21 protein-coding genes are annotated in these 20,652 nt (G+C 68.0%); 9 read left to right on the top strand and 12 right to left on the bottom strand.

From position 1 onward, the window contains the following. The first annotated feature begins 155 nt into the window (after positions 1-155). The 3 genes from AC52GN_RS08440 to AC52GN_RS08450 all read left to right on the top strand — a co-directional run bounded on the left by AC52GN_RS08440 (position 156) and on the right by AC52GN_RS08450 (position 3,631). Complete coding sequence (locus AC52GN_RS08440; protein WP_496526770.1) at positions 156-1,601, top strand: DEAD/DEAH box helicase; 1,446 nt, start codon at positions 156-158, stop codon at positions 1,599-1,601. An 80-nt stretch (positions 1,602-1,681) separates the two neighbouring features. Then, positions 1,682-2,740 (top strand): GGDEF domain-containing protein, encoded by a 1,059-nt coding sequence (locus AC52GN_RS08445; RefSeq protein WP_496526771.1) that lies wholly within the window; start codon positions 1,682-1,684, stop codon positions 2,738-2,740. A 171-nt stretch (positions 2,741-2,911) separates the two neighbouring features. Then, a complete protein-coding gene (locus AC52GN_RS08450; RefSeq protein WP_496526772.1) occupies positions 2,912-3,631 on the top strand; it encodes a LamG domain-containing protein in 720 nt (239 codons plus the stop codon). Between the two features lie 4 nt (positions 3,632-3,635). Here the strand turns inward: AC52GN_RS08450 and AC52GN_RS08455 are convergent, their stop codons facing one another. From AC52GN_RS08455 to tpiA, 4 genes are all read right to left on the bottom strand, one after another. Then, on the bottom strand, positions 3,636-3,764 hold the full coding sequence (locus tag AC52GN_RS08455) for a hypothetical protein (RefSeq protein WP_291774648.1): 129 nt from the start codon (positions 3,762-3,764) through the stop codon (positions 3,636-3,638). 69 nt (positions 3,765-3,833) lie between these two features. Continuing rightward, positions 3,834-5,486 (bottom strand): CTP synthase, encoded by a 1,653-nt coding sequence (gene pyrG / locus AC52GN_RS08460; RefSeq protein ID WP_496526773.1) that lies wholly within the window; start codon positions 5,484-5,486, stop codon positions 3,834-3,836. 123 nt (positions 5,487-5,609) lie between these two features. Further along, positions 5,610-6,014, bottom strand: a complete 405-nt coding sequence (gene secG, locus AC52GN_RS08465) for a preprotein translocase subunit SecG (protein ID WP_312218110.1) — start codon at positions 6,012-6,014, stop codon at positions 5,610-5,612. 85 nt (positions 6,015-6,099) lie between these two features. Continuing rightward, positions 6,100-6,849, bottom strand: a complete 750-nt coding sequence (tpiA, locus tag AC52GN_RS08470; protein ID WP_496526774.1) for a triose-phosphate isomerase — start codon at positions 6,847-6,849, stop codon at positions 6,100-6,102. A gap of 131 nt (positions 6,850-6,980) precedes the next feature. Here tpiA and AC52GN_RS08475 point away from each other — a divergent pair, with 131 nt between their 5' ends. The 3 genes from AC52GN_RS08475 to trpE all read left to right on the top strand — a co-directional run bounded on the left by AC52GN_RS08475 (position 6,981) and on the right by trpE (position 10,427). Next, positions 6,981-7,757: a SurA N-terminal domain-containing protein gene (locus AC52GN_RS08475; protein ID WP_496526775.1), complete on the top strand. Its 777-nt coding sequence runs from the start codon at positions 6,981-6,983 to the stop codon at positions 7,755-7,757. A 178-nt stretch (positions 7,758-7,935) separates the two neighbouring features. After that, positions 7,936-8,910: a peptidyl-prolyl cis-trans isomerase gene (locus tag AC52GN_RS08480; protein WP_496526776.1), complete on the top strand. Its 975-nt coding sequence runs from the start codon at positions 7,936-7,938 to the stop codon at positions 8,908-8,910. Further along, positions 8,910-10,427 carry an anthranilate synthase component I gene (gene trpE / locus AC52GN_RS08485; RefSeq protein WP_496526777.1) on the top strand — a complete coding sequence of 506 codons (1,518 nt, stop codon included), beginning with the start codon at positions 8,910-8,912 and terminating at the stop codon, positions 10,425-10,427. Before AC52GN_RS08480 ends, trpE begins: the two co-directional genes overlap by 1 nt. On the opposite strand, the gene AC52GN_RS08490 is transcribed toward trpE, so the two are convergent. After that, positions 10,424-10,612 (bottom strand): hypothetical protein, encoded by a 189-nt coding sequence (locus tag AC52GN_RS08490; protein ID WP_312218114.1) that lies wholly within the window; start codon positions 10,610-10,612, stop codon positions 10,424-10,426. The genes trpE and AC52GN_RS08490 overlap by 4 nt on opposite strands. 124 nt (positions 10,613-10,736) lie before the next feature. On the opposite strand from AC52GN_RS08490, the gene AC52GN_RS08495 reads away from it, so the two are divergent. Genes AC52GN_RS08495 through trpC form a run of 3 tightly spaced genes read left to right on the top strand, consistent with a single transcriptional unit; the run spans position 10,737 to position 13,164 of the window. Continuing rightward, positions 10,737-11,327, top strand: coding sequence for an anthranilate synthase component II (locus tag AC52GN_RS08495; RefSeq protein WP_346486651.1), 591 nt, complete (start codon positions 10,737-10,739; stop codon positions 11,325-11,327). Then, positions 11,324-12,361: an anthranilate phosphoribosyltransferase gene (gene trpD, locus AC52GN_RS08500; protein WP_346486650.1), complete on the top strand. Its 1,038-nt coding sequence runs from the start codon at positions 11,324-11,326 to the stop codon at positions 12,359-12,361. Before AC52GN_RS08495 ends, trpD begins: the two co-directional genes overlap by 4 nt. Continuing rightward, complete coding sequence (trpC, locus tag AC52GN_RS08505; protein WP_346486649.1) at positions 12,361-13,164, top strand: indole-3-glycerol phosphate synthase TrpC; 804 nt, start codon at positions 12,361-12,363, stop codon at positions 13,162-13,164. Before trpD ends, trpC begins: the two co-directional genes overlap by 1 nt. Before the next feature lie 153 nt (positions 13,165-13,317). Here trpC and lpxB read toward each other — a convergent pair whose 3' ends face one another. Genes lpxB through bamA form a run of 7 tightly spaced genes read right to left on the bottom strand, consistent with a single transcriptional unit; the run spans position 13,318 to position 20,615 of the window. Next, positions 13,318-14,484 carry a lipid-A-disaccharide synthase gene (gene lpxB / locus AC52GN_RS08510; RefSeq protein ID WP_346486648.1) on the bottom strand — a complete coding sequence of 389 codons (1,167 nt, stop codon included), beginning with the start codon at positions 14,482-14,484 and terminating at the stop codon, positions 13,318-13,320. Then, the gene (lpxI, locus tag AC52GN_RS08515) at positions 14,481-15,320 is read right to left on the bottom strand and encodes a UDP-2,3-diacylglucosamine diphosphatase (protein WP_496526778.1); all 840 of its coding nucleotides are present in this window, start codon (positions 15,318-15,320) and stop codon (positions 14,481-14,483) included. Before lpxI ends, lpxB begins: the two co-directional genes overlap by 4 nt. After that, a complete protein-coding gene (gene lpxA, locus AC52GN_RS08520; protein WP_088411546.1) occupies positions 15,317-16,105 on the bottom strand; it encodes an acyl-ACP--UDP-N-acetylglucosamine O-acyltransferase in 789 nt (262 codons plus the stop codon). Before lpxA ends, lpxI begins: the two co-directional genes overlap by 4 nt. Beyond that, positions 16,102-16,566 carry a 3-hydroxyacyl-ACP dehydratase FabZ gene (fabZ, locus tag AC52GN_RS08525; protein WP_046653574.1) on the bottom strand — a complete coding sequence of 155 codons (465 nt, stop codon included), beginning with the start codon at positions 16,564-16,566 and terminating at the stop codon, positions 16,102-16,104. The genes lpxA and fabZ overlap by 4 nt, the downstream gene beginning before the upstream one ends. Further along, positions 16,563-17,582: a UDP-3-O-(3-hydroxymyristoyl)glucosamine N-acyltransferase gene (gene lpxD, locus AC52GN_RS08530; RefSeq protein WP_496526779.1), complete on the bottom strand. Its 1,020-nt coding sequence runs from the start codon at positions 17,580-17,582 to the stop codon at positions 16,563-16,565. The genes fabZ and lpxD overlap by 4 nt, the downstream gene beginning before the upstream one ends. 8 nt (positions 17,583-17,590) lie before the next feature. Next, positions 17,591-18,175 carry an OmpH/Skp family outer membrane protein gene (locus AC52GN_RS08535; RefSeq protein ID WP_312218643.1) on the bottom strand — a complete coding sequence of 195 codons (585 nt, stop codon included), beginning with the start codon at positions 18,173-18,175 and terminating at the stop codon, positions 17,591-17,593. Positions 18,176-18,209: 34 nt separating this feature from the next. Beyond that, on the bottom strand, positions 18,210-20,615 hold the full coding sequence (bamA, locus tag AC52GN_RS08540) for an outer membrane protein assembly factor BamA (RefSeq protein ID WP_343829590.1): 2,406 nt from the start codon (positions 20,613-20,615) through the stop codon (positions 18,210-18,212). Positions 20,616-20,652: the final 37 nt, after the last annotated feature.

Genomic DNA, 20,652 nt, shown 5'->3' on the forward strand with positions numbered 1-20,652 from the left:
CCGAACAGAAATACTTGACTGAGGCGTAGGGCCTTCCATATACGGCCGCAGGCTCGGAACAGGACTGGCGATGCGCGCCGCCCGCTCGCCCACGAGGGGCGGTTCCGTCAGCTGAAGGCGTTTGCGAACGCTATCCTCCGTCCCTTCAGGACTGCATGACTGAATTCTCCAAGCTGGGCCTTTCGCCCACGACCCTTCAGGCGGTCGCCGATACCGGCTACACGACCGCCACGCCGATCCAGGAACAAGCCATTCCGGTGGCCCTGGCCGGACGCGACGTCCTCGGCATCGCCCAGACCGGCACCGGCAAGACGGCCGCCTTCACCCTGCCCATGGTCGACCGCCTGGCCTCGGGCCGCGCTCGCGCCCGGATGCCGCGCGCCGTGGTGCTGGCGCCGACCCGCGAACTGGCCGACCAGGTGGCGGAAAGCTTCGCCAAATACGCCAAGGGCACCCGCCTGAACTGGGTTCTGCTGATCGGCGGCGTCTCCATGGGCGACCAGGTCGCCGCCCTGAACAAGGGCGTGGACGTTCTGATCGCCACGCCGGGCCGCCTGCTGGACCTGTTCGATCGCGGCAAGATGCTGCTGACCGGCGTCGAGATGATGGTGGTCGACGAAGCCGACCGGATGCTGGACATGGGCTTCATCCCGGACATCGAGCGCATCTTCAAGCTGACGCCGCCGCGCCGCCAGACCCTCTTCTTCTCGGCCACCATGCCGCCGGAGATCACGCGCCTGACCCAGCAGTTCCTCAAGGATCCGACCCGGATCGAGGTGGCGCGCCCGGCCACGACCGCCGACACCATCACCCAGCACATCACCCGCCTGCCGACCTCGGACCCCAAGGCCAAGCGCACCGCCCTGCGCGCCCTGGTCGAGCGCGGCGAGGTCCAGAACGGCATCGTCTTCTGCAACCGCAAGTCCGAAGTCGACATCGTCGCCAAGTCGCTTCAGGTCCACGGCTTCAACGCCGCGCCGATTCACGGCGACCTGGACCAGTCGTTGCGGATGAAGACCCTGTCCGACTTCCGCAGCGGCGAGCTGAAGCTGCTGGTCGCGTCCGACGTCGCCGCGCGCGGCCTAGACATCCCGGCCGTCAGCCACGTCTTCAACTATGACGTTCCACACCACGCCGACGACTACGTCCACCGCATCGGCCGCACCGGGCGCGCCGGACGCCTGGGCGAGGCCTTCATGATCGTGACGCCCGCCGACGACAAGTCGTTGGACAAGGTGCTGAAGCTGATCAAGAAGGAGCCGGTCGAACTGCCGCTGGACGACATCGACTTCGCCTCGATCAAGGACCGCCCGCGCGACGACAGCCGCTCCAGCCGCGGCCGTGGGCGCGGCGAGCGCAGCGAACGCAGCCGCTCGCGCAAATCGCTCGAGGCCGTCGAGGTCAGCGAGATTCCCGCTGCGCCCGAAACATCGACGCCGCAAGCCGACGAAGCGCCCCGCCGTTCGCGCAGCCGCAAGAAATCCGAAGATCGCGCTCCCGCCGCCCAGACTGTCTCCAAACCCGCCGAGACTGTTCGCGGCAGCGCCTTTGGTGACGACGTGCCGGCCTTCCTGCGACGACCGGTCGTTTTTGCTGACTGACGGCCAGTTCCTAGTTTAACCCTGCGTTACGGAAGGCCGGGCTAACGTTCCGGCCTGAACTTCCCAGGGGCGCTCAAGGCATGGCCACTCAGGTCGACACCACGGTCCGCAGTCCGGAAGCCTATGCCCTGGCGCGCCGGGCGGTGGACGCCATGCAGGCGGGGGCGGTCTGGCCGACGCCTTTGAATTTCGAACTCTGGCTGCACTACCTAAGCGCGCCTGACAGCCCGCTAAGCCAGGAAATGGCGCGCCTGCTGTCCAGCGGCGCGCCGTTCACCGACACCACGGCCGAGATGCTTGCGGCCGAGTTCCTGCCGCGCAGCCGCCTGTCGGAAGAGATTCGTGACGCCGGCGTCGTTCTGAACCGCGAACTGGCGGCGGTGGCCGCAGCCATCGACAAGGCGCGCGAGAGCCAGGCGGACTATGGCGACACCCTGGCCCAGGCGGCCGACCGCATGGCCTCGGCGCCCGACACCGACAGCCTGGGCGTCATCGTCTCCTCGCTCAGCGACGCCACGCGGCGAATCCGTCGCCATACTTCGGCGCTGGAACGTCGTCTGGAATCTTCCAATCGCGAGGTCGTCAAGCTGCGCGACCACCTGGAGCAGGTCCGTCGCGACGCCATGACCGACGCTCTGACCAACCTGGCCAACCGCAAGGCGTTCGACGAACAACTGCAGCGCATGTGCGACGAGGCCGAGAGCGACGCGACCCCGATCGGATTGGCCCTGATCGACATCGACCACTTCAAGCGGTTCAACGACACCTGGGGCCATCAGACCGGCGATCAGGTGCTGCGCTATGTGGCCAGCGTCCTGGGCCGCATCGCGCGGGCGCCGCGCATCGCCGCCCGCTATGGCGGCGAAGAATTCGCCGTCATCTTCCCGCGCGAGACGGCGGGCGCGATCGAGGCCGCGCTGAACGCCGCCCGCGAAGAGATCGCTTCACGCAGCCTGCGCCGCCGTTCGACCAACGACGACCTGGGCGCCGTGACCATTTCCGTCGGCTTCGCGCTGCGCCGCTCCGGCGAGGCGGCGTCCCAGTTCCTGGAGCGCGCCGACGAGGCCCTCTACGCCTCCAAGCGGACGGGTCGCAACCGGGTCACCAACGCTGAGGCGGTCGCTTCCGCCGCCGCCTGAGCGGTTTCAGCAAACCCGTTTCTGCGCGAGCGCTCCCGCAGACGTCCTTTGAGTCGCCCATCACAGCCGAATCGATCTTGACCGCGCCGATGCGGCCGTCAGGATCGCGTCGACGCCCTTCCGGTCCGGTGGAGCGAACAGAATGGTCACCGGTGTCATAGGAGTTCCGACATGCGCGCGCCCCTCTTGCCGACCCGTCGTCTGACGCTGATGGGCGGTCTGGCCCTGACCACGGCGGCGTGCGCCTCCTCTCCGGGTCGCGGGACGCTCCGCTCGCCTGCCGATCTCTGGACCTTCGACCGGCTGGACGAGATCGGGGGACACGCCGTCAAGGCGGAGGGCGGCCCCCGCCTGACGGATTCGCCCTGGGGTCAGGCGACGTCCTTCGACGGCGTCGACGACGCTCTTTTCATCGAGAACCATCCCCTGGCCGGAGCGTCGCGCTTCACCTTCGAAGCCCTGTTTCGCCCCGACGGCGGGGCGCATGAGCAGCGCTGGTTCCACCTTCAGGAAACCCCGCCTCCTGACGCCGGACCCGACTGGCCCGGCACCCGTTTTCTGTTTGAAATCAGGGTCTTCGGCGAGCAATGGTGCCTGGACGCCTTCACCAAGGGGCCCGGCTACAATCACACCTTGATCTTCCCGGACAAATTGCACCCCGTCGGCGCCTGGGCTCACGTCGCTCAAACCTTCGACGGCGCGACCTACCGCAGCTACGTCAACGGCCGACTGGAAGGCGAGGCGCCGCTGGCCTTCAAGCCACAGGGCCCCGGAGCGTCCTCGATCGGATGTCGGTTCAATCGGGTCAACTACTTCAACGGCGCGGTGCGGGCGGCCGCCTTCTCTCGCTCCGCCTTGACGCCCAGTCAGTTCGTCCTGCCGCGCCCCTGAAGGTCTAAGCGCTGAACAGCAGGCGCAGAAGGCTGCGAAAAATCAGGCCGAGCGTCATCACGCCGACCGTCGCGCCGACCAGAAACACCAGGCGGAAATGCCGGTGCAGAAAGTAGAGAATCTCGCCTGCCATCTGCGTTGCCCAAAAGGTTAACAACATGATGACACACGGTTAGGCGAACGCCCCAACAAGGATTCGTGATCAGACCAGCCGGCTCTGCACCAGGGCCGCCGCGATGAAGCTGGCGAACAGCGGGTGCGGGGCGAAGGGGCGGCTGCGGTACTCCGGGTGGTACTGGACGCCGATGAACCAGGGGTGGTCCCGGCGCTCGACCGTTTCCGGCAGGACGCCGTCCGGCGACATGCCGGCGAAGAACAGCCCGCCCTTCTGCTCCACCGCCTCGCGGTAGTTGATGTTCACCTCATAGCGGTGTCGGTGGCGTTCGTTGATGTCGGTCTGACCATAGATCTCGGCGATCCTGGAGCCCGGCGCCAGGGTCGAGGCGTAGGCGCCCAGACGCATGGTGCCGCCCAGGTCGCCGCCATGCTCGCGCTTGACGCGCTCATTGCCCTGGACCCATTCGGTCATCAGGCCGACCACGGGTTCATCCGCCGGGCCGAACTCGGTCGAGGTCGCCTTGGGGAAGCCCGCCAGGTTTCGCGCCGCCTCGATCACCGCCATCTGCATGCCGAAGCAGATGCCGAAATAGGGAATCTTGCGCTCGCGGGCGTAGCGCGCCGCCTCGATCTTGCCCTCCGCCCCACGCTCGCCGAAGCCGCCGGGCACGAGGATGGCGTGGGCGCCTTCCAGCCGCTCGGCGCAGGCCTGCGGGTCGCCTTCGAAGGTGTCGGCCTCGACCCAGTCGATATTGACCTTGGCGTTGTTGGCGACGCCGCCGTGCTGCAGCGCCTCGATCAACGACTTATAGGCGTCCTTCAGAACCGTGTATTTGCCGACCACGGCGATGGTGACCTCGCCGTCCGGATGCAGGCGGCGGCGCACGATCTCGTTCCAGCCGGACAGTTCCGGCGCGGGCGCATCATCCAGGCCGAAGTGGGCCAGCACCTGGGTGTCCAGACCCTCGCGGTGATAATCCAGCGGCACGGCATAGATGTCGGCCGAGTCCATCGCCTGAATGACGCTGTCGGGGCGGACGTTGCAGAACTGGGCGATCTTGCGCTTCTCGTCGGCCGGGATCGGCGCCTCGCACCGGCACAGCAGGATGTCGGGCTGGATGCCGATGGAGCGCAGTTCCTTGACGGAGTGCTGCGTCGGCTTGGTCTTCATCTCGCCGGCGGTCTTGATGAAGGGCAGCAGGGTCAGGTGGACGAAGCACGACTGGCCGCGCGGCAGGTCCTGCTCCAGCTGGCGGATCGCCTCGAAGAAGGGCAGGCCCTCGATGTCGCCGACGGTGCCGCCGATTTCGACCAGAATGAAGTCCACATCCTCGCCCGCATCGGTCTTGGCCGGGTTCAGGCAGAACTGCTTGATCTGGTCGGTGACGTGCGGGATCACCTGGACGGTCGCGCCCAGATAGTCGCCGCGACGCTCCTTCTCGATGATCGTCTGATAGATGCGGCCGGTCGTGATGTTGTCCGACTTGGCCGCCGAGACGCCGGTGAAACGCTCATAGTGGCCCAGGTCGAGGTCCGTCTCGGCGCCGTCGTCGGTCACGAAGACCTCGCCGTGCTGATAGGGGCTCATAGTGCCCGGATCGACGTTGAGATAAGGGTCCAGCTTGCGCAGGCGGACCTTGTAGCCGCGCGCCTGCAGAAGAGCGCCGAGAGCGGCGGAAGCGAGGCCTTTTCCAAGAGAGGAAACCACGCCGCCGGTGATGAACACATAGCGAGCCATGGGCGGACACCTTACTCCATGATTCGTCCGGAGCGGAGAGGCCCTGAACAAATCTAACTGTTGATCAAAAGAAGAAAGCGCGCCTCGCGGCGCGCTTCCCCAAACTCGATGGCGGCGACGCCCTTACTGGGCGGGCGCGCCCTGACCGGCCGGCAGGCTGGCTTCCAGATCGTCCAGCGACGGCGCGGCCGGAGCGGCCGGGGTCGCCGGTGCGGCTTCCGGAGCGGCCGGAGCCGTTTCTTGCGGCTGGTCCAGCGCGATCGAGCCGACGGCGTCAGCGTCGATCACCGACCGCGACCCGCGCGCATAGTTGCCCGCGATCGTCAGACCGATGGCGCAGACGAAGAAGGCCACCGCCAGGAAGGACGTGGTGCGGGTCAGCAGATTGCCCGCGCCGCGCGCCGTCATGAATCCCGAAGGACCGCCGCCCATGCCCAGGGCGCCGCCCTCGGAACGTTGCAGCAGGATCACGGCCGACAAGGCGACCGAGATGATGATCATCGCGACGAGCAGAATGGTCTGGAGCATGGCGTCATTCATGTGGGCGCAGAAACGCGCCGATCAAGCGGCGGCCTCTAACACCGTTGCGGGTTTCGAGCAAACTGTCAGGCGGTCAAACCGCGCGGATGATGCCCAGGAAGTCTTCGGCCTTCAGCGAGGCGCCGCCGACCAGGGCGCCGCCGACCTCGGCCACGGCCAGGATCTCGGCCGCGTTCGACGGCTTGACCGAGCCGCCGTACAGGATCGGCGCGGCGCGGCCGCCCTCCCCCAGCCTGGCGATCATGGCCGCGCGCACGGCGGCGTGGACCTCTTCGATCTGCTCCAGCGTCGGCGTCAGGCCGGTGCCGATGGCCCAGACGGGCTCATAGGCCACGGCGAAAGCCTTGCCCGCCAGCAAGGCCGGCAGCGAACCGGCGACCTGACGGCTGACGACCTCGACCGCCTGTCCGGCTTCGCGTTCCTGAAGCGTCTCGCCGATGCAGATGATCGGCTCCAGACCGGCAGCCAGGGCGGCCTGGACCTTGGCGGCGACATCGGCGTCGGTCTCCCCGAAACCGGCGCGACGCTCGGAGTGGCCGAGAATCACCAGGCCGGCGCCCGCATCGCGGACCATCCCGGCCGAGACCGAGCCGGTATAGGCGCCCGACGCCTCGGCGTGGCAGTCCTGCCCGCCGATTTCGACGACGCCGCCCTTCAGCGCCTGCGCCATCCGATCAATCAGGGTGGCGGGTGGACACAGGGCTACGCGGCAGGCCGCAGCCTGTTCCTTCAGCGCCTTTTCGAGGGTTTCAGCCTCGGCCAGGCTCGCGCCCAGGCCGTTCATTTTCCAGTTGCCGGCGACCAGCTTCACAGATTGTTTCATGCGGCCTGTCTAGTGGCGACGGTCGCGGAAGCCAAGATGTCGTCAAGCCTCACTTGCGGCGGCGGCCCCGCACCCCCTATACGCGACCCTTGGCGCCCTTTCGACGCCGGCCCTCGTCAGGTTCTTCTTAGATGATCACGCTCTTCCGCAACTTCGCCAAGTCGAAATGGGCCGCCGGCCTGTTCGCCCTGATCATCCTCAGCTTCCTGATCGTCGGCGCGCAATCCGACATCTTCGCCAACCTGGGGCCGCGCCATATCATCAGCGCCGGCGACCGCAGCGTCGATTCCAACCAGTTCCGCGCCGACTTCGAGCGCGTGCGCGCCAATCTGCAGGAGCAGGCCGGCCGTCCCGTCAGCTATGACGACATGGTCAAGGAGAACCTGCATCAGCAGTATCTCGACAGCCAGACCCAGCGTCTCGGCTTCCTGGACTGGGCCTATAAGGCGGGCATCCGTCCGGGCAAGGAGCTGGTGCTGGCCGAGATCCGCAAGATTCCGGCCTTCTTCAACCAGATCACGGGCCAGTTCGACCAGGACCTCTACGTTCAGGCCCTGGCCCAGCAGAACCTGACCTCGGAAATGCTCGAGCAGGACCTGCGCGACCAGTACGTCACCTCGCACGTCGGCTCGGCCGTCTTCGCCGGCCTGCAGGCCCCGCGCGTCTACGCCGCCCTGCTGGCGGGTCAGGCGCTGGAAACCCGCGACGGCCGCTGGTTCTCGGTGACTCAGGACATGGCCGGCCGCGCGGGCGCGCCGACCGACGCCCAGCTGACCGCCTTCATGAAGGAGAACGAGGCGCGCCTGCGCAGCCCCGAGTTCCGCATGATCTCCCTGGTCCTGTTCACGCCCGGCCCGAACGATCTCGCGCCCGACCGTCACCGAAGAGCAGATCAACGAGCGTTATGAGTTCCGCAAGGCCGCCCTGGCCGACCCGGAAAAGCGCACCTTCGTCACCCTGACGGTTCCGACCAAGGAAGCCGCCGACAAGATCGCCGCCGACCTGCGCGCCGGCAAGAACCCGGCCGAGGTCGCCAAGGCCAACAACATCCAACTGGGCGACTACAAGGCCACGCCGCAGGCCGCCGTGGGCGACCCCGCGGTCGGCGCCGCCGTGTTCGGTCTGGCTGTCGACCAGGTCTCGGCGCCGATCCAGGGCCGCCTGGGCTTCACCGTCGCCAAGCTGGCCGCCATCCGGGCCGGTCAGGCCGTGACGCTGGAAAGCGCCCGCCCCGCCCTGACCCAGGAGCTGCAGGCCGAAGCGGTCAAGGCCGCGACCTACGCCAAGGTCGAGCAGTTCGAGAAGGCGCGTCAGGAAGGCAAGAACCTGGCCGACGCCGCCGCGGCCGCCAAGGCCCGCGTCATCCAGCTGCCGCCCTTCACCCAGCAGGGCCAACTGCCCGACGGCCAGCCGATGAACGCCCCGCGTCAGGTTCTGGAAAGCGCCTACGCCCTGTCCAAGGGCGGCGAGAGCGACGTCATCGACGCCGGAGACGGTCAGTATTTCGCCGTCCGCCTCGACGACATCCGCCCCTCGGCCCTGCCCACGCTGGAAGAAGTGCGCGGCCCGCTGGGTCAGCAGTGGACCCTGCGTGAAAACGCCCGCCTGCTGTCGGCCAAGGCCGAACAACTGGCCGGCCGCGTCCGCGCCGGCGAGGACATCGCCAAGGTGGCCGCCGAGGCCGGCGCCCAACTGACCGTCCGCACCGGCGTGCAGCAGAGCCGCGAGTCGCAAGCCCAGGTCGGCGACGGCGTGCTGCGCGGCCTGTTCGGCCAGAGCAAGGGTCAGGTCTTCTCCGACGCCCAGTCGCAGACCGCCTTCGTGGTCGGCCGCGTCGACGCCATCCACGCCGCCGATCCGGCCCTGGCCGCGCCGCTGGCCGAGCAGGCTCGCCCGCGTCTGACCGAAGAGCTGGCCAACACCCTGGCCGACCGCACCATCGCCGCCGCCGCCGCACGCACCAAGTCGCGCAATGACCCGGCCGCCGCCCTGCAAGCTCTGGGCGTCGAAGCTCCGGTCGCGGCGGCTCCGGCTACGGCGCCTGCTCCCGCCAAGAAGTAATGCTGCAAGAACGCGACGCCTTCATCGCCGGTCTGTCGGCGGGCCGCCCTCAGGTTCTGGTCCGCCGCCTGGTCGATGACCTGGAGACCCCCGTCTCGGCCTTCCTGAAGGTCGGGCACGGGCGGCGTTACGCCAGCCTGTTCGAGTCGGTCGAAGGCGGCGCCGTCAACGGCCGCTATTCCTTCGTCACCCTGTCGCCGGACGTGGTCTGGCGCTGTCGCGACGGCAAGGCGGAGATTGCGCGCGGCGCCGACGTCCTGGCCGACGTCTTCACCCCGGACGACAGGCCCGCGCTGGAGTCCCTGCGCGCCCTGATCGCGGCGACGAAGTTCGAGTTGCCCACCGACCTGCCCCCGATGGCCGCCGGTCTGTTCGGCGTCTTCGGCTATGACATGGTGCGTCTGCTGGAGCCGCTGGGTCCGGCCAACCCCGACCCTCTGGACCTGTCCGACGCCGTCATGGCGCGTCCGGCCCTGGTCGCCATCTTCGATTCGGTGAAGCACGAGATCGTCCTGATCTCCGCCGCCTATCCCGACACGGCGGCCGATCCGAGCCAAGCCCACGCCGCCGCCGAGGCCCGACTGGAGGACTTCGAGGACCGCCTGCGCGGCCCCCTGCCGATCCAGCGCGAGGTCGAGCCGGTTCCCGCGCCCGACTTCCACTCCCCCGTCGATGAGGCCGCCTTCGGCCGCATGGTGGCGCGAGCCAAGGACTACATCGCCGCGGGCGACATCTTCCAGGTCGTGCTGGCGCACCGCTTCTCGGCGCCGTGGGGCCAGGATCCGTTCGCCTTCTATCGGTCGCTGCGTCGCGGCAATCCGTCGCCCTATCTGTTCTTCCTCGACTATGTGGATTTCCAACTGGCGGGCTCCAGCCCGGAAATCCTGGTCCGGCTGAAGGATGGACGCGTCACCATCCGCCCGCTGGCGGGCACCCGTCCGCGCGGCGCCACGCCCGACCAGGACAAGGCGCTGGAAGTCGAACTTCTGGCCGACCCCAAGGAACGGGCCGAGCACCTGATGCTGCTGGACCTGGGCCGCAACGACGTGGGCCGCGTCTCGACGCCCGGTTCTGTCGAGGTCACGGAAAGCTTTGTGGTCGAGCGCTACAGCCAGGTCATGCACATCGTCTCCAACGTGAACGGCTCAGCCGATCCCAAGCTGGACGCGGTGGACACGCTTCTGGCCGCCCTGCCCGCCGGCACCCTGTCGGGCGCGCCCAAGGTGCGGGCGATGGAGGTCATCGACGAGCTTGAGACCGAAAAGCGAGGCGTCGGCTATGGCGGCGGCGTCGGCTACATCTCGGCCAATGGCGAGGCGGACATCTGCATCGTCCTGCGCACCGCCATGTTCGCGAAAGGCCAGATCTTCGTTCAGGCCGGCGCCGGCGTCGTCGCCGACAGCGACCCTGCTGCCGAGTACGCTGAAACCCTGGCCAAGGCCCGGGCGCCGATGAAGGCGGCCGGCGAAGCTTGGCGATTCACCGCGACCACGCGCGGCCAGGGTTCCGACGGCTAGGGATTGGAAACCATGGCAGCCTGGTCAAATGATATGCCTGGGCCCACGACCATGGTCCCGGCCAAAAGAACCGCCGTCGTCGCGGCGAAGGCGGCCGCCGCCAGCAGGCGCAGCGGCTTGGGTTGTTCGCTCGGCGCCTCGTTCAACAGGGCGCGAGCGTCACGGATGCATTCTACAGGGGTCAAGACGGATTTCTTCCGATGGCGATGCCCCTCTATCGCCCGGACAGCTTAACGTCCGCTTTCAATCGGCCCGTTTGCCTTCCATGCTTGGGCCGCCCTGCCTCCCCGTCTTCAAGAAGCCCTCGCCATGATCCTCGTCGTCGATAACTACGACAGCTTCACCTACAATCTCGTCCACTATCTCGCGGAGCTGGGCGCGCAGACGCACGTCGTCCGCAACGACGACCTGACGGTCGAGGAAGCCTGGGCCTTACAGCCCGAGGCCGTTCTGCTGTCCCCCGGCCCCTGCGCCCCTGATCAGGCGGGCATCTGCCTGTCGCTGATCGAGACCGCCGCCGAGACCATGCCCATCCTCGGCGTCTGCCTGGGCCACCAATCGATCGGCCAGGCCTTCGGCGGCGAAGTGGTGCGCGCCAAGACCCTGATGCACGGCAAGACCTCGCCCATCCTGCATGAAGGGCGCGGCGTGTTCGGCGGCCTGCCCTCGCCCTTCACGGCGACGCGCTATCATTCGCTGGCCGTGCGCCGCGAGACGCTACCGGACGTACTGGAGGTCACCGCCTGGACCGAAGACGGCGAGATCATGGGCCTGTCGCACCGCTCGCGACCGATCCACGGCGTCCAGTTCCACCCGGAATCCATCGCCACCCAGCACGGCCACGAGATGATCGCCAACTTCCTCGATCTGGCGGGCGTCAAGCGATTGGCGAGCGTGTGATGGACAGCATCAAGCCCCTGCTGGCCAAGCTGGTCGACGGACAGGTGCTGAACCTGGATGAGGCCAAGAGCTTCTTCGCCGCCTGCCTGCGCGGCGAGCCGACCCCGTCACAGGTCGCCGCCGCCGTCACCGCCCTGCGCATTCGGGGCGAGACGGTGGACGAGATCGTCGCCTTCGCCAGCGCCATGCGCGAAGCCGCCCTGTCGCTGAACCACCCGTTCGATCAGGTGATCGACACCTGCGGCACCGGCGGCGACGGCCAGCACACCTACAACGTCTCGACGGCGGCCGCCTTCGTTCTGGCGGGCGCCGGGCTGAAGGTCGCCAAGCACGGCAACCGCGCCATCAGTTCCAAGTCCGGCTCGTCCGACGTTCTGGCTGCGCTGGGCGTCAATCTGGACGCCACGCCTGCCCAGCAGGCGCGGGCGCTGGACCAGGCGGGCATCGCCTTCCTGTTCGCGCCGACCTATCACGGGGCCATGCGCCACGTCGGGCCGGTGCGCGGCGAGATCGGCTTCCGCACCGTGTTCAATCTGTTGGGGCCGCTGTGCAATCCGGCAGGCGCGACGCATCAGGTCATGGGCGTCTATGACCCCGCCCTGCTGGAGCCTCTGGCCGAGGTTCTGGGCCGACTGGGCGCCAAGCGAGCCTGGACCGTCAACGGCCAGGGTCTGGACGAACTGACCACCACAGGCCCGACCGATGTGGCCGAATGGAAGGACGGCGCCGTGCGCCGCTTCACCGTCACGCCCGCCGACGCCGGACTGCCGCTGGCGACGCTGGACGATCTGCGCGGCGGCGACGCCGAGCATAATGCGGCGGCCCTGACCGCCCTGCTGGCGGGCGAGCGCGGCCCTTACCGCGACATCGTTCTGCTGAACGCCGCCGCCGCCCTGGTGGTGGCCGGGCGGGCCGAAGACCTGAAATCGGGCGCCGAGATCGCCGCCGCCGTCATCGACGACGGTCGCGCCGCCGCCGCCTTGGCTGAACTGGTGCGCGTCTCCCACGCGCCGATCGAAGACGAGGACGCCTGATGAGCGACGTTCTGGACCGCATCGCCGCCTACAAGCGCGAGGATGTCGCCGCCCGCAAGGTCGCTGTCTCGCAGGACGCGATCGAGGCGCGCGCGAAGGAGGCCACGGCCCCGCGCGGCTTCCGCGCCGCCCTGGCCAGCCGTTTCGTCGAAACCGGCCGCCCGGCCCTGATCGCCGAGATCAAGAAGGCCAGCCCGTCCAAGGGCCTGATCCGCGCCGACTTCGACCCGCCTGTTCTGGCCCAGGCCTATGAGCGCGGCGGCGCGTCCTGCCTGTCGGTGCTGACCGACGGCCCCAGCTTTCAGGGCGATGACGCCTACCTGAGCGCCGCGCGTGCGTCCGTCGCCCTGCCCTGCCTGCGCAAGGACTTCCTGGTCGATGCGTGGCAGGTGGCCGAGAGCCGGGCGCTGGGCGCTGACTGCATTCTGATCATCATGGACATGGTGGACGACGCCCTGGCCGCAGACCTGCTGGCCGAGGCGACCCGCTGGGGCATGGACGCCCTGATCGAGACGCACGACGCGGACGAGATGGCCCGCGCCGCCAAGCTGGTTCAAGGCAGCGACGACGCCCTGATCGGCGTCAACAACCGCTCGCTGCGGACCTTCGAGGTCGATCTGGCGACGACGGAGCAACTGGCGGCGCTGAGCCCCGACGGCGCGCTGCTGGTCGCCGAAAGCGGCCTGTTCACACCCCAGGACGTAGCGCGCGTATCCGACGCCGGCGCCCGCGCCCTGCTGGTCGGCGAAAGCCTGATGCGCCAGGCGGACGTGGAAGCCGCGACGCGGGCCTTGCTGGCCTAAGTCCTTCTAACCCGCTCATCCCGGCGGACGCCGGGATCCAGTAAGAACCACGCGCGCAGTTTTTAGTGAACCGAGCTTGGGACGGCCACTGTTGCGCACTTAGCCAAAGCACTGGGTCCCGGCCTCCGCCGGGATGAACGGAAGTAGGGGTGCCTACCCCGCCTTCGCCGCAATCACCCGCAGCACGGCGTCCGCCGCCAGTTCCGACGGGTCCGGCCCGCCGCGTCCCATCAGGTCCAGCGCCCCGGTCTGACGACGCGCCTGATCGGCCGCCGCCTCGGGATCGGTCAGCAGCCGCCCCACCGCCTTGGCCAGGGCCTGCGGCGTCGCTTCGTGCTGGATGAACTCCGGCGCGATGGCCTCGTCGGCGGCGATGTTGAACAGGGTGATGTGCTTGGCCGTCACCAGTCGCTTCATCAGGACGTAGCTCAGCCCGTCGATCTTATAGGCGATGACCATCGGCGCCCCCGCCAGCGCCAGTTCGGTCGAAACCGTGCCGCTGGTGGCCAGGGCGGCGTTTGCGGCCTTCATCGCGTCGTACTTGTCGGCCTCCTGCACCACATGGGCGCGGAACGGCCAGGCGGCGACCCGGCCCGCCACATCGGCGGCGACAGTGCCTGCCGCGACGACCGCGACCTCCAGCCCCGGAATCTGCGCCTTCAACTGCTTCACCGCCTGCTCATAGACAGGCGTCATGCGCGTGATCTCGCTAGGGCGGCTGCCCGGCAGGACCAGCAGCAGCGGCGCATCCGCCGCAATGCCTCGCGCCGCGCGGAAGCGGGCGCCGTCGGCCCCCGCCATATCGACGTGCAGCGCCTGCGAACCCACGACCGTCGTCGGCAGGCCCGCCTTCTCGAACCACGGCGCGTCCAGCGCATAGAGGGCCAGCAGGTGATCCACCGCCCCGGCCAGCGTCTTCGCCCGGCCCGGCCGCGAGGCCCAGACCTGCGGTCCGACGTATTTGATCAACGGCGTCTTCGGCGAGGCCGCCCGGATCGCCTGAGCCACGCGGATGGTGAAGCCCCAACTGTCGATCAGCACCACGGCGTCCGGCTTTTCCGCCGCCGCCAGCGCCGCCGTCTGGGCCACGCGCTTCCTGACCCGGCCATAGGCCTTGAGGCCCTCGATCCAGCCCAGGATCGACAGTTCAGCGATATCGAAGGGACTAGCGACGCCCTCGGCCGCCATCTTCGGACCGCCCACGCCGACGAAGACCACGTCCTTGCCCAGCCGCGCCTTCAGCGCCCGCGCCAGCCCGGCGCCCAGCGCATCGCCCGACGCCTCGGCCGCCACCAGCATGACCTTCAACGGACGGCTCATCGCGGTTCTCCCCAGACGAACAGGCCCAGGCGGTCGGCCGCCTCGACCAGACCTTCATGGTCGATGACGATCAGCCGTCCCTCGAACCCGCCGATCCCGGCCAGACCTGCGGCGGCAGCCAGTTCGACCGTCGTCGGTCCGATAACGGGCATGTCGACGCGCAGATCCTGGATCGGCTTGGGCGCCTTGCCCAGCGCGCCGCGCGCAAAGCCGGGCGAGCCGCGCAGGTCCGCAGGCAGGCCAGCGACGCGCTGCAGCATCTCGTCCGTGCCTTCCTGGGCCTCGACCGCCAGCACAAGGCCGTCGCAGACGACCGCGCCTTGCCCGATATCCAGTTCACCTGATTTTTCAGCGACGTGCAGCGCCTTCTTCAGGTCCGCCAGTTGCTCCGCCGTCGGCGCCACGCGGCCCAGCGCGCCCGCCGCCAGCGTCTCGCCGCCCAGAATATCGTCTGCGCCCTCGACGGCGAAGCCTTCATCCTCGAACACCGACAAGATCTTGCGCAACAGGGCGTCGTCGCCCTTTGACGCCGCCGCGATGATGCCGGGCAACAGGGACGCGCCCTTCAGATCAGGCTTCAACGTCTTGAAATCCGGCCGATTGACATAGCCTGCCAGACACACCGCGCGGCAGCCCTCGGCGCGCATGGCCTTCACGATCTTGCCGATCTCGGCCATGCCGAAGTCCTGTCCCGGCCAGCGGTGCAGGTGGGCGTCGGCGAAGCCCTTCAGGCGGATGATGAACACCTCGCGCCCCTCCGCCTCGCAGCGCTGGGCGACGCGGATGGGCAGATCGCCCGACCCCGCAATCAAGGCCAGCTTGGGCGCGGTCGTCATTCCGCGCCCGGCAGGCACAGCGGGCGCTTGCCGCCGTCACGGATGAAGGCGGTGATCTCCATGATCTCGGGCAGGTCGGCATAGGATTGCTCGACCCGATCCAGACGCTCGGCGAAGACGCCCTGCCCCTCGAACAGGTCGCGATAGGCGGCCAGCAGGCGGCGCACCGCGTCCTTGCCGTAGCCCTTGCGCTTCAGCCCGATCAAGTTGAGGCCATGCAGGCTGGCGTGATTGCCCCAGACCGAGCCATAGGGGATGACGTCGCGCGTCACGGCGGCCAGGCCGCCGACGATGGCGCCCTGCCCCACCCGGCCGTTCTGGTGGATGGCGCACAGGCCGCCCAGAAACACCCGGTCGCCGACATGGACGTGACCGCCCAAGGTGGCGTTGTTGGCCATGGTGACGCTGTCGCCGACCACGCAGTCGTGGCCGACATGGGCGCCGGTCATGAACAGGTTGTTCGATCCGATACGGGTGACGCCCGTTCCTTGAGGCGTGCCCCGGTTGAAGGTGCAGTGCTCGCGGATCAGGTTGTTCTCGCCGATCTCCAGCCGCACCGGCTCGCCCTTGTAGCCGCCGTGCTGCGGATCGCCGCCGATGACGGCGAAGGGATGGATCGTCGTGTTGGCGCCGATTCTGGCGTCCTGCTGGATCACCACATGGCTGACCAGACGCACGCCGGAGGCCAGCGCCACGCCCGGCCCCACGGTGCAGAACGGGCCGATCTCGACCCCGTCCGCCACGGTCGCCGAGGCGTCGACGACGGCGGTCGGGTGGATGGTCACTGGGCGGGCTCCGCCACGGTCACGACCATGGCCATGAATTCGGCCTCGGCCGCCAGCTTGCCGTCGATGAAGGTCTCGCCGCGGAACTTGTAGGCGTCGCCGCGCGCCTTGATGACCTTGACCTCCATGCGCAGTTGGTCGCCCGGACGCGCGGGCTTGCGGAAGCGCACGCCGTCGATCGACATGAACATGATGACCTTGTCAGCCACCGCCACGTCCAGCGACTTGGACATCAGCAGGGCGCCGGTCTGGGCCATGGCCTCGACGATCAGCACGCCCGGCATGACCGGATCGATCGGGAAGTGGCCGGGGAAGAAGGGCTCGTTGTGGGTGACGTTCTTGATGCCGACAATCGAGGTCGCCGCCACGAAGTCCTGCGCCTTATCGACCAGCAGGAAGGGATAGCGGTGCGGCAGGCGACGCATCACCTCGGCGTAGTCGATGTTGTTGTCTTCGCTCATTCTTTCGATTCCTTCGCGCCCTTCTTCTGGGACGCCTGTTTGGACAGCCAGACCGTCTCGCGCAAGAACTGGCGGATGGGCTTGGCGGGATAGCCGGACCAGGTCTCGCCCGGCGGAATGTCGGCCAGAACGCCGCCTCCGGCCGCGACGCGCGCGCCCTCGCCGATGGTGATGTGGTCGCCCACGCCCGCCCGGCCGCCGAAGATGCAGTTGTCGCCGCTGGTCACCGAACCCGAGATGCCGGTGTGCGCCGCCATCAGGTTGTTGCGGCCGATAACGCAGTTGTGGCCGATCATGACCAGATTATCGATCTTGGTGTTCTCGCCGATGACGGTGTCGTCATAGGCGCCTCGGTCGATGCAGGAGTTGGCCCCGACCGTCACCCCGTCCTGCAGGATGACGCGGCCGAGCTGGGGGATGTCCACCGGTCCGGCCTTCGATCCGGCGGCGCCGAACCCCGCCTCGCCGATCCGCGCGCCAGCCAACAGCTTCACCCGGTCGCCCAGCAGGGCGAAGCCCACGGTGACGCCGGAGCTGATCAGGCAGTCGCGGCCGATCTGGACGCCGGGCCCGATGACGGTGTTGGCGCCGATGCGGCTGCCGCGTCCGATGCGGACGCCCTCACCCAGGATGACGCCAGGCTCGACCACCACAGTGTCGTCCTCAGCGGCCTCGGTGGCGGTGATGGCGCGATCAAGACGGATCGGCCGGTGCAGCAGGGCCGACGCCCGCGCCCAGGCCGCCTGAGCCTCGTTTGATAGGATGACGGCGGCGTCAGCCGGGGCCGCATCGAGCGCCGACGGCGGTACGATCACGCACCCCGCCTTCGTCTGCGCCAGGGCGGCGGCGAACTTGCGGTCGCCCAGAAACGCAATCGCGCCCCGGTCCGCACTGGACAGGGGCGCGACGGCCGAGATGACGACCTCGCCGCCCCGGACCGCCTCCCCGCCGATGTGCTCGGCGAGGGCGGCGACCGTCAGGGACGACAGGGTCTGGAAGAACCTCGGATCGGGCATGGCCCGCCTTAGGATTGCGGCTGGGCCGGAACCGGCATGCGGTTGAAGCTCAGGGTCGGCAGTTGGGCGTTCAGGCGCTGGATGACGGTGTCGGTCACGTCCATGGCCGGGTTCATGATGAAGACGCTCTCGCGGTCGATCATGATGCCGCAGCCCTTCTCCTGATAGACGGCGACCAGCAGAGGCTCGATGGCCTCCGAGATCTTGCGGCGCTGTTCCGCCAGGGTGTAGCGCAACTCGTTGTCGCGCGTGCCTTCCAGTTGCTGGGCTTCCTGGATGCGGGTCTGCAGGGCCTGACGGCGCTGGTTCATCTGGTCGGCCGGGATGGTCGCCTGGCCCTGCTGCAGGGCCTGGGCCTCGGTCTGGATGGCGGTGGCGTAGGGCTGGAGTTCGCCCTGAACTTCCTGCGCCAGTTGCTCCATGCGGGTCTGGACGGCCTGACCGGCGGTCGATTGAGCCAGAACGCGCTGGTTGAAATAGACGCATACGCCGGGGATGGCCGGGCCGGGGTTGGCCGGGCCTTGCGATTGGGCCAGGGCGGCCGAAGCGGTCAGCGAAGCGAGGGCGAAGGCGCCGATAGCGATGAGTTTCATAATCTAGGCCTTGGTGGCGGCGGTCAGACCGCGGTTAGAATTGGGTGGAAGTCGAGAAGCGGAAGGTCTCGGTCTTGTCGTAGTCTTCGCGATTCAGAACCTTGGACAGGTCGAAACGGATCGGCCCCATCGGCGAACGCCAGTGGATGCTCACGCCCGCCGCCGCGCGCAAGGCCAGATCATCGACGATGTTGGGGTTACGCAGCCCCGTCGCCGGGTCGACCAGATAGCGATCGTCCAGCTTGCCGATGGTGCCGAAGTCCGCGAACAGCGAGGTCTTGATGCCGTATTCGTCGGGCAGATAGTTCGGCACCGTCAGTTCAACCGTGCCGATGGCGTAGAAGTTGCCGCCCAGGGCATCGGTCGTGGTCAGGTCGCGCGCGCCCATGCCCGCCGTCTCGAAGCCGCGGAAGGTGTTGCCGCCCTTGAAGAAACGGTCGTTGATGCGGATCGGATCGCCGTTCCAGCCGCTGACATAGCCGGTCTGGCCCTGAACGCTGACCACCCAGTTGGGGCGGATGCCATAGTACCAGGAGGCGTCGGCCTCGGTCTTGATGTAGTTCACGTCGCCGCCGATACCGGCGAAGTCCTGACGCAGCGACGCGGTCCAGCCGCGCGTCGGCCGCACCGGGTCGTTCAGGCGGTTCACCAGCAGGGTGTAGCCCGCCGAGGAGTTGATGTAGGAGCCCGCCTGGTCGCACAGCGCCGACGAACCGGCGCCCACGCCGCCGCAATAGCCGAACGGAATGACGACTTCGTCGCTCTTCAGGAAATAGCGGGTGCTGAAGGAGGCGTAGCCGTTCAGCGGATAGGTGATGCGCACCCCGCCCCCGGTCGAACGATAGTCATACGACGAGTATTTGCTCAGGTCGTAGCGCATGTGGAACAGGTCGAAGCCCGCCCGCACGTCTCGTCCCAGGAACTTCGGCTCGGTGAAGCGGAAGTCGATCTGCTGACGCAGCGAGCCCCACTCGGCGCGCGCCACGACGTTCTGGCCGCGACCGCGGAAGTTGCGCTCGGTGATGCCCAGGTTCAGCACGAAGGAGTCGACCGAGCTGAAGCCCGCCCCGACCGACAGTTCGCCGGTAGGCTGCTCTTCCACGGTGACGTTGACGACCGAACGGTCCGGCGCGCTGCCGCGCGTCTCCTCGATCTTGACGTCCTTGAAGAAACCCAGGGCGCGCAGGTTGTTGCGCGAACGCTCGACCAGGGAGCGGTTGAAGGCGTCGCCCTCGCCCACCATCAGCTCGCGGCGGATGACCGTGTCCAGGGTACGGGTGTTGCCGACCACATTGATGCGGTCGATGTAGACGCGCTGGCCTTCGCGAACGTTGAAGGTGACGTTGACGGTGTCGGTCTCGGGATCGGCGCGATAGGTCGGGTTGATCTCGACGAAGGCGTAGCCGGCCGAACCGGCGGCGAAGGTCAGGGTGTCGACCGCCGCCTGGATGCGGTCGCTCTCATAGAGGTCGCCCGAGCGGATCGGCAGCAGCATCTGCAGGAAGTCGGCGTTCAGGCGGTCGTTCTCGGTGACGACCTTGATCTCGCCGAAGTTGTAGCGATCGCCCTCATCCACCGTGACGGTCAGGCCGAAGGCGCTGTTGTCCGGCTTCAGCTCGGCCACGGAGGACAGGATGCGGAAGTCGTAATAGCCGCGGTTGGTGTAGAATTTCCGCAGCTGCTCGCGATCGTAGTCGATCCGGTTCGGATCATAGTTGTCGTTCGAGCTGAACAGACGCCACCAGGCCGACTGCTTGGTGACCATGACCTGACGCAGGTCGCTGTCCGAAAACGCGGTGTTGCCCAGGAAGGTGACGGCGGCGATGCCGGTTTCGGGCCCTTCATCGATCTCGAACACCACGTCGACGCGGTTCTGCTCCAGCTGGACCAGCTTGGGCGTCACCGTCGCCGAGATGCGGCCGGACAGACGATAAAGCTCGACGATCTTGCCGACGTCTTCCTGAACCCGCGCGCGGGTGTAGATGCCGCGCGGGCGGATGGTCACTTCATCGCGCAGCTTCTTCTCGGCCAGGGCCTTGTTACCCTCGAAGGTCACCTGGTTGATGATCGGGTTCTCGGCGATCTCGACGATCAGGTCGCCATTGGCCTGAAGGCCGATCTGCACGTCCGCGAACAGGCCCGTGCGCGACAGGGTGCGAACCGCCACATCGATGGTCACGGCGTCGATGGTGTCGCCAGGCTGGATCGGCAGATAGGACAGCACCGTCGTCTGATCGATGCGCTGATTGCCCCGCACCAGGATGCGGTTGACCAGGGCGCGCTCGGCTTCCGGCTGCGCCATCTGCACCTGCGGCGTCTGGGCGGCGGCCGTCGGCGCAGGAGCCGTCTCGGCCTGGGCCAGGGCCGGTTGCGCCAGTCCGGCGGCGAAGGTCAGGGCCAGGGCGCTGACCCCGAGAATGCGGCCAGGAGTCTGGGTCATGAGGCGACTGTCGTTTTGATTCATGCGGGATACCATC

The sequence above is a fragment of the Brevundimonas sp. SS2672 genome, assembly GCF_059579685.1.

What these genes read in the sequence shown, in the direction of transcription:
- AC52GN_RS08455 (WP_291774648.1), bottom strand. Translation starts at nt 3,764, where the DNA reads ATGGCAGGCGAGATTCTCTACTTTCTGCACCGGCATTTCCGCCTGGTG.
- AC52GN_RS08475 (WP_496526775.1), top strand. Translation starts at nt 6,981, where the DNA reads ATGATCACGCTCTTCCGCAACTTCGCCAAGTCGAAATGGGCCGCCGGC.
- tpiA (WP_496526774.1), bottom strand. Translation starts at nt 6,849, where the DNA reads ATGAAACAATCTGTGAAGCTGGTCGCCGGCAACTGGAAAATGAACGGC.
- AC52GN_RS08450 (WP_496526772.1), top strand. Translation starts at nt 2,912, where the DNA reads ATGCGCGCGCCCCTCTTGCCGACCCGTCGTCTGACGCTGATGGGCGGT.
- pyrG (WP_496526773.1), bottom strand. Translation starts at nt 5,486, where the DNA reads ATGGCTCGCTATGTGTTCATCACCGGCGGCGTGGTTTCCTCTCTTGGA.
- AC52GN_RS08445 (WP_496526771.1), top strand. Translation starts at nt 1,682, where the DNA reads ATGGCCACTCAGGTCGACACCACGGTCCGCAGTCCGGAAGCCTATGCC.
- lpxD (WP_496526779.1), bottom strand. Translation starts at nt 17,582, where the DNA reads ATGCCCGATCCGAGGTTCTTCCAGACCCTGTCGTCCCTGACGGTCGCC.
- trpE (WP_496526777.1), top strand. Translation starts at nt 8,910, where the DNA reads ATGCTGCAAGAACGCGACGCCTTCATCGCCGGTCTGTCGGCGGGCCGC.
- trpC (WP_346486649.1), top strand. Translation starts at nt 12,361, where the DNA reads ATGAGCGACGTTCTGGACCGCATCGCCGCCTACAAGCGCGAGGATGTC.
- AC52GN_RS08495 (WP_346486651.1), top strand. Translation starts at nt 10,737, where the DNA reads ATGATCCTCGTCGTCGATAACTACGACAGCTTCACCTACAATCTCGTC.
- fabZ (WP_046653574.1), bottom strand. Translation starts at nt 16,566, where the DNA reads ATGAGCGAAGACAACAACATCGACTACGCCGAGGTGATGCGTCGCCTG.
- AC52GN_RS08535 (WP_312218643.1), bottom strand. Translation starts at nt 18,175, where the DNA reads ATGAAACTCATCGCTATCGGCGCCTTCGCCCTCGCTTCGCTGACCGCT.
- lpxB (WP_346486648.1), bottom strand. Translation starts at nt 14,484, where the DNA reads ATGAGCCGTCCGTTGAAGGTCATGCTGGTGGCGGCCGAGGCGTCGGGC.
- AC52GN_RS08440 (WP_496526770.1), top strand. Translation starts at nt 156, where the DNA reads ATGACTGAATTCTCCAAGCTGGGCCTTTCGCCCACGACCCTTCAGGCG.
- secG (WP_312218110.1), bottom strand. Translation starts at nt 6,014, where the DNA reads ATGCTCCAGACCATTCTGCTCGTCGCGATGATCATCATCTCGGTCGCC.
- bamA (WP_343829590.1), bottom strand. Translation starts at nt 20,615, where the DNA reads ATGACCCAGACTCCTGGCCGCATTCTCGGGGTCAGCGCCCTGGCCCTG.
- lpxI (WP_496526778.1), bottom strand. Translation starts at nt 15,320, where the DNA reads ATGACGACCGCGCCCAAGCTGGCCTTGATTGCGGGGTCGGGCGATCTG.